The following is a 12849-nucleotide window of genomic DNA, read 5'->3' as shown; positions in this document are numbered from 1 at the left end:
CGCGGCCAGGCGGCGTGTTTGCGTAACAGCACGGCGGCATGCCCAGGCCCTCCGGCCGATTGCAGCCAGCGCCGACAGCGCGCTAGTGCGCCGCGTCGCCGTCCGCACGGCCATCGACGAACACCAGGTCCAGGGCAACCGCGGCAGCGCGAATCGCCGCACGCGCCGCGGCGATGTCGGCGGTGGGTGCGGTCAGGCGCGGACGCCGGTCCAGCGTGCAGGCCAGGCCCGCTTCCACCAGCGTCGCGTGGGCGGCATGCAGGCGCTCGGCGATGGATGGCAACAGCCAGCCGCTGTGCGCCAGCGCGTCGAGCAGGGCCGGCGTGTCGCGCGGCACCAACAGCGCCGGCTGCTGCGCGGCGCCGAGCAGCACGCCGGCCTGCACCAGGAATTCCAGGTCGACCAGGCCGCCAGCGCCCTGCTTGAGATCGAAACGCGCCGCATCGCTGCGGTCCAGTTCGGCGCGCATGCGCGCACGCATCTTGCGCACTTCCTCGCGCAGTACTGCGGCCTCGCGCGGGCGCGCCAGGGTCTGCGCGCGCACCTGCTCGAACTGCTGCAGCAGCGACGCATCGCCGGCCACGCCGCGGGCGCGCACCAGCGCCTGGTGTTCCCAGGTCCAGGCGCGCTCGCGCTGGTACTCCCGGTAGCTGGCCAGCGACGACACCAGCGCGCCCTTGCCGCCGTCCGGGCGCAGGCGCACGTCGATGTCGTACAGGCGGCCGCCGCCGGTGACCGCGCCGAGCAACGCGATCACCTTCTGCGCCAGCCGCGCGAACCAGCGCCCGCTCTCCAGCGGCCGCGGTCCGGCCGACGCTTCGACGCCCGGCGGGTGGTCGTACAGGAACACCAGGTCCAGGTCCGAGCCGATGCCCAGTTCCACGCCGCCCAGGCTGCCGTAACCAACGATGGCGAAACTGCCGCCGGGCACCTCGCCGTGCGCGGCGACCAGATCGGCACGCGCCAGGCGCAGCACGGTCACCACCACCGCCTCGGCCAGCTGCGCGAGCTGGCGCGCGCTGTCGAGCGCGGGCTGGCGCCGGTCCAGCGTGGCCAGGGCGATGCGGAAACTCAGCGCCTGGCGCGCTTCGTTGAGGCCACGCAGGGCCGCTTCCGGATCGTCGCCGGCGGTGGCGACCGCGGCATCGCACAGCCGCTGCATCGCCGCCAGGTCCGGCATCGGGCCATCGACGCGGCTGTCGAGCAGTTCGTCCAGCAGCAGCGGGTGTGCGGCCAGCCGTTCGGACAGGAAGGCGCTGCGCGCCAGCACGTCGACCAGCCGCGCCAGCGCGCTGGGTTGCTCGTCGAGCAGGGCCAGGTAGCTGGCCCGGCGCAGGATCGCCTGCAGCAGGCCGAGTACCCGGTGCAACGCGGCATCGGCCTGCGCCGAGCGCGCCGCGGCATGCAGCAGCGCCGGCAGCACCCGGTCCAGGCGCGCACGCGCGGCATCGGACAAGGTGCGCACGCCCAGCGACTGCACGAAACCGCGCAAGGCCTGGTCGGCGCCGTCGGCATCGGCGAAGCCGGCGGCGCGCAACACCTGCGCCTGGCCGGCGTCGGGCAGGCCGCGCCAATAGTCGGCCAGCGCATCGGGCGCCAGCGTGCGCTCGCGCGGCGCCAGCAGTTCGGCGAACTCGGCGGCGACGCGATCGCGCTGCACCTGCAGCGCTGCGTGCAGCGCGGCCCAGTCGGCATAGCCGAGGCCGAAGGCGATGCGCGCGCGATCCAGCGGATCCTCCGGCAACGCGTGGGTCTGCGCGTCGCGCAGCATCTGCAGGCGGTTCTCCACCTGGCGCAGGAAGCGATACGCCTGCGCCAGCGCCGCGCCATCCTCGGCGGCGACCTGGCCGGCGGCGACCAGCGCGTGCAGCGCCGGCAACAGGCGGCGTTCGCGCAGTGCGGGTTCGCGGCCGCCGCGGATCAACTGCAGCGACTGCACCAGGAACTCGATCTCGCGGATGCCACCGGCGCCGCGCTTGATGTCGTCCAGGCGGTCGTGGCGCGCGACTTCGGCGGTGATCGCCGCCTTCATCTCGCGCAGGCCGTCCAGCGCGGTGTAGTCGAGATAGCGCCGGTACACGAACGGGCGCAGCGCCTGCAGCCATTCCTCGCCGGCAGCGATGTCGCCGGCCACCGCGCGCGCCTTGAGCCAGGCGTAGCGTTCCCAGTCGCGGCCTTCGCGCTGGAAGTACTGGTCCATGCCGGCGAACGACAGCGCCACCCGGCCGGCCGTGCCGAACGGACGCAGGCGCAGATCCACGCGGTGCACGAAGCCGTCGGCGGTGGTCTCGTCGAGCAGCCGCGCCAGGCGCTGGCCGAGCCGCGCGAAGTATTCCTCTGCGGCCAGCGCGCGCGCGCCGTCGGACTCGCCGCCCTGCGGGTAGGCGTAGACCAGGTCCACGTCGGAAGAGAAATTCAGTTCGCCGCCGCCGAGCTTGCCCAGGCCGAACACCACCAGCCACTGCACGCTGCCGTCGGCGGCGCGGACCACGCCATGGCGCGTCGCGAACTCGCCCTCCAGCGCCTGCAGCGCCAGCGCCAGGCAGTCCTCGGCCAGCTGCGTGCTGCCGGCCAGGGTCGCATCGACCTCGTCCAGGCCCAGCACGTCGCGCCACACCAGCCGCGCCGAGGCGGCCGCGCGGTAGCGGCGCAACTGCGTCGGCCACGCCGCCGGTTGCGCCGGATCCAGTTGCGGCAGCGGCAACGGCGGCGGATCCGGCTGCGCCAGGTGCGCGAGCAGCGACGGCTGCCGGCACAGCGTGTCGAGCAGGAAATCGCTGGCCAGCAGCGCGCGCGCCAGCGCGTCCTCGAAACCGGGATGAGACGGCCAGGGCTGCGCGGCCACGGCCTGGCGCAAGCGTGCCATGCTGCGCGCGAGCGTGGGCTGCAGGGCGGCGGGAACGGCGAAGGAAGCGTTGGACATCGGGCGATTCTGGCATCCTGGGCGTTCGGGCACATCCAACACAGCAAGAATCGCCTGTGCGTTGTAGGAGCGGCTTCAGCCGCGACGGGCATTCCCGGGAACGCCCCATCGCGGCTGAAGCCGCTCCTACAGTTGCCTCTGACATCGCCCTGCAAACGCTCGGCATCGCGCCCCATTGCAACTGCGATCCGCTAGACGCGACACGTCGCCATCCGCCTGCATGCCGTCGCAAACACCACGACGTATGGGCCATGCTTTGCCGCACATCGCCGCAATACGCAGCGTTTCACGCCACGTTCGCCGCGTTTCGCGGACCATGCCGCCCGGCCGAATCGGGCGATGGTGTATCATGCTCCCCTCGACGGAGCCTCGCGTGATCCCGCGCCGCCCGCTCCGTCTCTTCGATCTCGCAGCGCCGTGGTGTCGACGCGGCCATCCGGGATCGTGCCCCCGCAGACCAGTGCGGCGCCTCTTGCGCCATTCCGTCCTGCTTTGCCCTGCCATGTGCGGGCCGGGGGCCATCACCTCACCGTTTCAGGACAGGAGAAGACATGTCGGAGTTCCACGCCCATTTCGGATGGTTCAAGCGCCGCCGCCAACTGCAGGTGGAAGAAGTCACGGTCGTCGACAAACCCATGCTCAAGCGGGCGGTCGGCGCGGCGGCGCTGGGCAACGCGATGGAATGGTTCGACTTCGGCGTGTACGGCTACCTGGCCGTGACCCTGGGCCACGTGTTCTTTCCCAGCACCAACCCGACCGCGCAGCTGATCGCCACGTTCGCGACCTTCACCGTGGCGTTCCTGGTGCGTCCGCTGGGCGGGCTGGTGTTCGGTCCGCTGGGCGACCGCTACGGACGGCAGAAGGTGCTGGCCGCGACCATGATCCTGATGGCGCTGGGCACGTTCTCGATCGGCCTGATCCCCTCCTACGAGCGCATCGGTATCTGGGCGCCGATCCTGTTGCTGGTGGCGCGGCTGGTGCAGGGCTTTTCCACCGGCGGCGAATACGGCGGCGCGGCGACCTTCATCGCCGAGTACTCCACCGATCGCAACCGCGGCTTCATGAGCAGCTGGCTGGAGTTCGGCACGCTGGGCGGCTACATCGCCGGCGCCGCCACGGTGACCGCGCTGCACTTTGCGCTGAGCGATGCGCAGATGCACGACTGGGGCTGGCGCGTGCCGTTCCTGATCGCCGGCCCGCTGGGCCTGCTCGGCCTGTACATGCGCATGAAGCTGGAGGAAACCCCGGCGTTCCAGGCCTATGCCGAAGAGGCGGAAAAGCGCGAGCACGATGCGCCAGGCTTGGGTGCGCTGTTCCGCGTCCACTGGCCGCAGCTGCTCAAGTGCGTGGGCCTGGTGCTGGTGTTCAACGTCACCGACTATATGCTGCTGACCTACATGCCCAGCTACCTCAGCGTCACCATGGGCTATGCCGAGAGCAAGGGCCTGCTGCTGATCATCATCGTGATGCTGGTGATGATGCCGCTCAACGTGCTCGGCGGGTTGTTCAGCGATCGCCTGGGCCGCAAGCCGATGGTGATCGGCGCCTGCATCGCGCTGCTGGTGCTGGCGGTGCCGTGCCTGCGGCTGGTCGGCACCGGCAACGACTGGCTGATCTTCCTCGGCCTGATGCTGCTGGGCGTGGCGCTGGTGTGCTTCACCAGCTCGATGCCGTCCACCTTGCCGGCGCTGTTCTACACCCCGGTGCGCTACAGCGCGCTGTCGATCGCCTTCAACGTGTCGGTGTCGCTGTTCGGCGGCACCACGCCGCTGGTCACCGCGTGGCTGGTCGAACGCACCGGCGATCCGCTGGTGCCGGCCTACTACCTGATGGGGGCGGCGGTGGTCGGCATCGCGACCATGGTCTTCGTGCGCGAAACCGCCGGCCTGCCGCTGCGCGGTTCGCCGCCGGCGGTGGCCAGCGAAGCCGAGGCGCATGCGCTGCTGCGCAGCGACGAGCCGCTGACCGTGGACCCGACCCGCCCCGAACTGCCGCCGTCGCCGCACGCGACGTCGCAGGCGATGCCGACCTGACCCGAGCGCCGGCTGCGCGCGCTGCGGCGCAGACATCCCGGAACGCGATCCGGCAATGTCGCCGTCACGGATGCGTGTTATCGATACCTCACGTCAGGCCATCGCATAGCCCGCAGCGGCAGGCCCGGAAACGGGCAATAAAAAAGCCCGCTGGCAGCGAACTGCTAGCGGGCCTTGCTCCCTCCCCCACGTCGGGATGCAGGGCGATCTTGGGCGCTTTTTTGAGACATTGCACGCTGCAGTGCAAAACGATACTGGGCGGTACATTCTGCGGCGTTGAGGGAATGGGGAAACGGGAACAGGGAAGGGGAAAGCGGGCGGACGTGCACCCTGCGCGTGCCTGCACATTTCCAGCGCCGCGATGCATTGCCTCGCCCTTGCCTACGCAAGAGCACGACGCGTTCGTCATCGCGTCAGGGCGATGCCGCCGGTGCCGGGGCCTCCGGCAGCCACGCCGGTTGCCGGTCGTACCATTCGCGCGCGCCCAGCAGATGCCATTGCCGCTGTTCGCCGCGCAGCGCCACGCCCACGCCGAGCACGCCCCAGCGCGCATACAGATCGCCCTGGGTGCCGGCATCGCCGACGCGCAGGCGAGCGCGCAAGGCCACGCGTTCGTTTTCTGCCGCGACCCGATCCAGCCACAGCGCGTCCTTGCGCCAGCGCAGTTGTCCGCTGGCCTGCAATTGTCCGGCGTCGGCCAACTTCAGCAACCACGCCGGCGCATCGCTGTGCTGCGCGAACACCGCCAGCACCGGGCCGGCGTCGCGCATCTGCATCTGTACCTGCGCATCGGCCTGCACCGGCGCCGCGGCGGCGATGCGCCCCTGCGGGATCCGTAGCGTCGCCCACCAGTCGCCCTGCCTGGGCTGGGTGCCGTAGCGCACGCCCTGCAGGCGCAGCGTGCTGCCGCTCAGATCGAAGCGCCGGTCCTGCAGCTCGGCGCGCCGCAGCCGCGCGTCCAGGTCGAGATTGCCAGCCAGTTCCAGGCCCGCGGTCTGCAGCCGCGCCTGGCGGCCGAGCACACGCACGGTGCCCTGGCCGACCTGGCCGGACGCGTCCAGCTGCAGGTCGCCGCTGAGCCGGCCATCGCCGCCGAGCACGCGCACCTGCGCCGCCGGCAGATAGCGGTTGTAAGCGCGCAGGTCCGGCACGCGCGCGTCGGCAAAGCGCAGCCGCGCCTGCAACGAATCGTGCAGGGTGGCCAGCGCGCCATCGCCCTGCAGATTCAGTTGCAGGTTCTCGCCTTCGACGAAGCTGGCCTTGGGCTCGGCCAGCGGCGCCAGCGCGAAGCGACGCATGCGCACGTCCAGTTGCGTGCGCGGCCGGTCGGCCGTGCCGACGATGCGCCCGGCCGCCTGCGCCTTGCCGCTCAGGCGTACGCGCATGATCTCCGCCACCGCCTGCACGTCGGGCACGTCGAGGCGGCTGCCCGGCTGCAACGCGCCCTGCCGCAACTGCAGATCGGCGGCGACGTCGCCGCCGCCGTCGAGCTGGAACCACGGCTTGCGCACCAGCAGGTCGCTGATCCAGTTCAACGATTCGAAATGCCAGCGTCCCTGCACGCGGCCGGAGGTGCGCGGCAGCAGCGCCGCCGGGTCGTCGAACGGCACCTGGCGTCCGGCGATGCGCAGGTCGGCATCGAGCATGCTGCGCGGATCGACCTGGCCGGGCAGGCGCGCACGCGCGCGGATGTCCTCGCCTTCCACGTCCAGCAACAGCGTCAGCACGCCGCGATCGGTGGCGCCGACGCCGGCATGCAGCGGCACCCGCCAGTTGAGCGTGCTGCCGGGCTGCAGCGCGCCGCGCAGCAGGTGCAGATTGGCCTGCACGTGGCCCAGACCGGGTTCGGTGCTCAGCTTGGTGGTGTCGCCGGCGGTGTCGATGCGCAGGGCCACGCTGCGTCCGTGCACGCGCAGCGCCAGGTCGGTGATGCCCAGCTTGCGCAACCCCGGCGCCTGCGCGCGGTAGTGGCGCGGGAACGAGAAGCGCGCGTCCAGCGTGGCCTGGTCGGCGATCTGGCGCTTGCCGTAGCGCACGCTGACGTCCTCGAACACGATCTGCGAGCGGAACAGTTCCGAGGGACCGCCACGCAACTGCTTGAGGAAGCCGACGGTGCCGTGGCCCTTGCCCTCGACCGCAAAATCGCCGAAGCGTGCGCGGCGCAGCGTGCCGCTGTGGATCGCGTCGAAGCGCAGCGTCCAGCCCTGGTCGCTGGGCGGCGGTGGCGGGATCATCTCCTCGACGCGGTCCATCTCGCCGATCACGTTCACCGCTTCCATCCACGGCAGACGCACTTCGCGGTGCAGCAGCGGCAGCAGCGCGATGCGCGCGCTGGCGCGGTCGGCGCGCACCTGCCAGACATTGCGCTGCACGTGACCGCGCATGCGCACGTTCCAGGCGGTGATGAAGCCGGGCAATACGGTGATCGCCGGCCCGGTGTGCATGCGGAACTTCTCCGGCTTGCGGTTGGTGGCCAGGTCGAACAGCGGCGTGTTGAGGAATACATTGCCGGCCAGCAGATACAGCAGGTAGGCGATCAGCAGGCCGCGCAGGAGCAGGCGCCAGCCGCGCGGCAGACGCCGGTAGCGTGCGTGGACGGCGGTCAGCGGGCGGGCGGAGAGCGGCACCGCGGCACTATCGCCGCGGCGCGGCGTGGAGCGCGTGAAAGCGACGGTGGCATACACCCGGCGTTGCGCTGGCTGCATGCGCGCTGCGTCCCTCCATCGCAAACGAGACCCCACCAGGAGAACGGAGAAACCAGCGCCCCTCTCCCACCGGGAGAGAGGTTGGGGTGAAGGTCCGGCGCGCGAAGCGCCGCACACATCGCAAACACCGTGGCGTATTTCCTCATCGTTGCGTCCGTGGCGCCCGCATGCGCCGCCGCGCGGCAGGCGCAGAAAGTGGGGACGCACTCCAGCGCGGGCATCGGCCCGATCCGCGATAATTGTTGCCCCCTCTCCCACGCCCTGGTCGCCGCATGTCCGCCGAACGCATCCTCCATCCCCGCCTGCGCGAGCGCATCGTCAGCGCCGAGGCCGCGGCGGCGTTGATCCAGCCCGGCGAGACGGTGGCGATGAGCGGCTTCACCGGCTCCGGCTATCCCAAGGCGGTGCCGATGGCGCTGGCGCAGCGCATCGAGGCGGCGCACCTGCAGGGCCAGTCGTTCAAGATCCAGCTGCTGACCGGCGCCTCCACCGCGCCGGAACTGGACGGCGCGCTGGCCAAGGCCGACGGCATCGCCCTGCGCATGCCGTTCCAGTCCGACCCGGACGCGCGCCAGCGCATCAACGCCGGCACGCTGGACTACATCGACATCCACCTCAGCCACGTCGCCCAGCACGTGTGGTTCGGTTTCTATGGGCAGATCGACACCGCGGTGGTGGAAGTGGCCGGCATCCGCGAGGACGGCAGCCTGATCCCGTCGACCTCGGTCGGCAACAACAAGACCTGGCTGGACCTGGCGAAGAAGGTGATCGTCGAGGTCAACGACTGGCAGCCGGCCGGCATCGACGGCATGCACGACGTGTACTACGGCACGGCGTTGCCACCACACCGCAAGCCGATCCCGTTGCTGCATGCCGACGACCGCATCGGCGAGCCGTCGCTGCGCTGCGACCCGGACAAGATCGTGGCGGTGGTGCGCACCCACGGCCCCGACCGCAACAGCCCGTTCACCCCGGCCGACGCCACCAGCCGGCGCATCGCCGAGCACCTGATCGCGTTCTTCCAGCATGAGGTCGGCAAGGGCCGGCTGCCGCCGAACCTGCTGCCGCTGCAGTCCGGCGTGGGCAACATTCCCAACGCGGTGCTGGCCGGCCTGGCCAGCAGCGGCTTCCGCGATCTCAGCGCGTTCACTGAGGTGATCCAGGACGGCATGCTCGACCTGTTGCGCAGCGGCGTGTTGAAGGTCGCCTCGTGCACCGGCTTCGCGCTGAGCCCGGAAGCCAACGAGGAGTTCAAGCGCAATATCGACTTCTATCGCGAGCGCATCATCCTGCGCACGCAGGAGATCTCCAACCATCCGGAACTGGTGCGGCGGCTGGGCTGCATCGGCATGAACGGCATGATCGAGGCCGACCTGTACGGCAACGTCAATTCCACCCACGTGATGGGCAGCCGCATCATGAACGGCATCGGCGGTTCCGGTGACTTCGCGCGCAACGGCTTCCTGTCGATCTTCCTCAGCCCGAGCACGGCGAAGAACGGCAGCATTTCCTCGATCGTGCCGATGGTCAGCCACGTCGATCACACCGAGCACGACGTCTCCATCATCGTCACCGAGCATGGCCTGGCCGACCTGCGCGGCCTGCCGCCGCGGCAGCGCGCGCAACAGTTGCTCGCGCACTGCGTGGATCCGAGCTACCGCGCGCAGTTGCAGGACTATTTCGACCGCGCCCTGCATGCCAGCTACGGCAAGCACACCCCGCACCTGCTGCCCGAGGCGCTGTCCTGGCACCAGCGCTGGCTGGATACCGGCACCATGCGCGCCGGCGGCTGAGCGGCTCCGGCAGCGGGTATGCTGCGCCGATGCTGACCACCCTGGCGGTTTCCTCCTATCGTTCCCTGCGCGAGCTGGTGCTGCCGCTGGCGGGGCTGACCCTGATCACCGGCGCCAACGGCAGCGGCAAGTCCAACGTCTACCGGGCGCTGCGCCTGCTCGCCGACACCGCCCAGGGCGGGGTGATCGCCGCACTGGCCCGCGAGGGCGGCTTGCCGTCGGCGTTGTGGGCCGGCCCGGAGACGCTGAGCCGCGTGGTCCGGCGCGGCGAGCATCCGGTCGAGGGCACGGTGCGGCAGCAGGCCGTCGGCCTGAAATTGGGCTACGCCAGCGACGCGTTCGGCTATGCCATCGACCTGGGCCTGCCGATGCCGTCGGCGTCGGCCTTCGGGCTGGATCCGCAGATCAAGCGCGAATGCATCTGGGCCGGCCCCTGGCTGCGCCCGTCCAACCTGCTGGTGGACCGCAACGGGCCGGCGGTGCGCCTGCGGACCCAGGACGACGGCTGGACCGATGCCGGCGCCGGCATCGCCAGTTTCGACAGCGTGCTGGCGCAGTTCTCCGATCCGCGCGCTGCACCGGAGATGCATGAGGTCCGCGAGAACATCCGCCGCTGGCGCTTCTACGACCACTTCCGCACCGATGCCGCGGCACCGGCTCGCATGGCGCAGATCGGCACGCACACGCCGGTGCTGAGCAACGACGGCGCCGACCTCGCCGCGGCCCTGCAGACCATCCTGGAGATCGGCGATGCCGACGGCCTGCATGCGGCGGTGGACGATGCCTTCCCCGGCGCGCGGTTGACGATCGAGGTGCATGCCGGGCGCTTCGATTTGGCGATGCACCAGCATGGCCTGCTGCGGCCGCTATTGGCGGCCGAGCTGTCCGATGGCACCTTGCGCTACCTGCTGTGGATCGCCGCCCTGCTGAGCCCGCGCCCGCCGGAACTGCTGGTGCTCAACGAACCGGAAGCGAGCCTGCATCCAGACCTGCTGCCGGCGCTGGCGCGGCTGATCGGCAGCGCCGCGCGGCAGGCGCAGATCATCGTGGTCTCGCATGCCAGCCGGCTGATCGCGGCGCTGGAGCAGCAGCCCGATTGCCTGCACCATCTGCTGATCAAGGAGCACGGCCAGACCGACGTCGCCGGCCTGCGCGCGTTGGATCGGCCGGCGTGGCATTGGCCCAGCCGCTGAGGCGGGGTGTGCATCGGGTGTGTCTGCTGCGTACAGCGGCATGCCCCATGGGGCGGTTGTCGCGTCGTTCGGGTTCGTCGCGTCGGGACTGAAGTCCCTCCCACAGTGCAGCCCTCTCGCATCCAGAATCCGCGCGAATGTGCGACACCGTCGTAGGAACGGCTTCAGCCGCGACGGGCTTCCCATGGTCGCGTTTGAAAGCGCTCCTACAACGGCTGGCAGTGGTCCTGTTTGGGGGCTCGCCGAGCAGTTGCGGGACAGCGCGTCGGGACTGAAGTCCCTCCCACAGTGCAGTCCTCTTGCATCCGAGATGCGCGCGAATTGCGGCATCGTCGTAGGAGCGGCTTCAGCCGCGACGGGCTTTACCGGTTACGCCTGTCGCGGCTGAAGCCGCTCCTACAACACCGCTGCGGATTCGGCTGTCGTTTGCAGGTTGTCGGCGCCAGGTGCGGAGTCGGGCACGGCGAGGAACGCCAGCTTGCGACCGCGCGGCAAGCGCTTGAGTACGTATTCGGCGCGCGAGGCGGCGGCGCGGTCGGGGTAGGCGCGACTGGCCAGCAGCCGTACCGGCGGGTTGGCGCGGGTGTACTTGGCGCCGGCGCCGCGCAGGTGCGCCTGGAAGCGCGCCTGCAGGTCCGGGGTGATGCCGGCGTAGTAGCTGCCGTTGCGGCATTCGAGCAGGTACAGGAACCAGGGCGGGTCGGCGGCCATGCAGGCATTATCGACACGGTCGCCGGTTTCGCCAGCAGGCGATCGCCGCTGCGTTTCCATCGGCGGCAAATTGCAACGAACGCAGGCTCCGGCGCACCACTTCGACCTCCCGCGCTGAACCGGCGACAACAGGTTTTAACGCCCCTCCAACACCTTGCCAGCCGCTGCCACACACCGGCATACGGTGGTCACCGGATGGGCGGATAACGTCATCACCGGCACGCAGCCGTCGATACCGAAGCTCTCTCCCTTCGCATTCGGCGGCGCGTCCGGCCCCTCTTCCGGGCCTCCCCCGCCCCCCACGCACGCAGCCGGTCAGGCTGCGTGCGTTTTTCCCACTACCAGATCAGGCCGCCTGCGCCACGCGCGCCTGGCGCCGCGCGCGCACCGCCTGCGCCAGCCGCTCGAGCACCTGCACCGAGGTGTCCCAGTCGATGCAGCCGTCGGTGATGCTCTGGCCGTAGACCAGCGGCTGGCCCGCGACCAGCTCCTGGCGGCCACCACGCAGGTGGCTCTCGACCATCGCGCCGACGATGCGGGACTGCCCGGCCTCGAGCTGGCGGGCGATGTCCTCGATCACCTTGGGCTGGTTGTCCGGGTTCTTGCCGCTGTTGGCATGGCTGGCGTCGACCATCAGCCGCGCCGGCAGGCCGGCCTTCTCCAGCACCTGCGCCGCCGCGGCGACGCTGTCGGCGTCGTAGTTGGGCTGGGTGCCGCCGCGCAGGATCACGTGGCAGTCCGGGTTGCCGGCGGTGGCCGCCACGGCGGTCTGCCCGTCCTTGGTCACCGCCAGGAAATGGTGCGGATGCGAGGCCGCGCCGACCGCATCGACCGCGATCTTGACGTCGCCGCTGGTGCCGTTCTTGAAGCCCACCGGGCACGACAGGCCCGAGGCCATCTCGCGGTGCACCTGGCTCTCGGTGGTGCGCGCGCCGATCGCGCCCCAGGCCACCAGGTCGGCGATGTACTGCGGCGAGATGATGTCGAGGAACTCCACGCCGGCCGGCAGGCCGAGGCGGTTGATGTCGCGCAGCAGGCCGCGCGCCAGGCGCAGACCCTTGTTGATGTCGAAGCTGCCGTCGAGGTTGGGATCGTTGATCAGGCCCTTCCAGCCGACCGTGGTGCGCGGCTTTTCGAAGTACACCCGCATCACGATCTCCAGCGCATCGCCGTAGGTCTCGCGCAGCGGGCGCAGGCGCTGCGCGTACTCCATCGCCGCGACCGGGTCGTGGATCGAGCAGGGGCCGATCACCACCGCCAGGCGGTCGTCGCGGCCGTGCAGGATCTCGTGCAGCGCCGCGCGCGCGGCAGTGACGGTCTGCGAGGCCTCCTCGTCGCAGGGCAGCAGCGCCTGCAGCTGGGAGGGCGGAGTCAGCGGTTCGATCTTGCGGATGCGCAGATCGTCGGTGTGCGGTGCCATGTGCGTGTCTCGTCGGGGGGCTGGGTGGGGGCCAGATCCGGCGGCATGAAAAAAGCCGCCAGGTTCGCTGG

General features: G+C 70.5%; 7 protein-coding genes. 3 read left to right on the top strand and 4 right to left on the bottom strand.

Going from position 1 to position 12849, the window contains the following annotated elements:
- Positions 1-82: 82 nt before the first annotated feature.
- Entirely contained in the window at positions 83-2923 is a 2841-nt protein-coding gene (gene glnE, locus AC1G9L_RS02320; protein ID WP_481070202.1) for a bifunctional [glutamate--ammonia ligase]-adenylyl-L-tyrosine phosphorylase/[glutamate--ammonia-ligase] adenylyltransferase, read from the bottom strand.
- 551 nt (positions 2924-3474) lie between these two features.
- Between glnE and proP the strand changes: the two genes are divergently transcribed.
- The gene (proP, locus tag AC1G9L_RS02315) at positions 3475-4956 is read left to right on the top strand and encodes a glycine betaine/L-proline transporter ProP (protein ID WP_481070201.1); all 1482 of its coding nucleotides are present in this window, start codon (positions 3475-3477) and stop codon (positions 4954-4956) included.
- A 413-nt stretch (positions 4957-5369) separates the two neighbouring features.
- Here the strand turns inward: proP and AC1G9L_RS02310 are convergent, their stop codons facing one another.
- Entirely contained in the window at positions 5370-7562 is a 2193-nt protein-coding gene (locus AC1G9L_RS02310) for an AsmA family protein (RefSeq protein WP_481070988.1), read from the bottom strand.
- Between the two features lie 371 nt (positions 7563-7933).
- Between AC1G9L_RS02310 and AC1G9L_RS02305 the strand changes: the two genes are divergently transcribed.
- Together AC1G9L_RS02305 and AC1G9L_RS02300 are read left to right on the top strand one after the other, a co-directional pair.
- Positions 7934-9454 carry a succinate CoA transferase gene (locus AC1G9L_RS02305; protein WP_019800042.1) on the top strand — a complete coding sequence of 507 codons (1521 nt, stop codon included), beginning with the start codon at positions 7934-7936 and terminating at the stop codon, positions 9452-9454.
- 29 nt (positions 9455-9483) lie between these two features.
- Positions 9484-10647 carry an AAA family ATPase gene (locus AC1G9L_RS02300; protein ID WP_019800041.1) on the top strand — a complete coding sequence of 388 codons (1164 nt, stop codon included), beginning with the start codon at positions 9484-9486 and terminating at the stop codon, positions 10645-10647.
- Positions 10648-11043: 396 nt separating this feature from the next.
- Here AC1G9L_RS02300 and AC1G9L_RS02295 read toward each other — a convergent pair whose 3' ends face one another.
- Both AC1G9L_RS02295 and AC1G9L_RS02290 read right to left on the bottom strand, forming a co-directional pair.
- Entirely contained in the window at positions 11044-11358 is a 315-nt protein-coding gene (locus tag AC1G9L_RS02295; protein WP_481070200.1) for a GIY-YIG nuclease family protein, read from the bottom strand.
- A 346-nt stretch (positions 11359-11704) separates the two neighbouring features.
- Positions 11705-12778 (bottom strand): 3-deoxy-7-phosphoheptulonate synthase, encoded by a 1074-nt coding sequence (locus AC1G9L_RS02290; RefSeq protein WP_010343076.1) that lies wholly within the window; start codon positions 12776-12778, stop codon positions 11705-11707.
- Positions 12779-12849 lie beyond the last annotated feature (71 nt).

It is taken from the genome of Xanthomonas sp. NCPPB 1132 (genome assembly GCF_056629235.1).
Note: the sequence above shows the minus strand (reverse complement) of the source record. Positions and strands in the feature narration are given on the sequence as shown.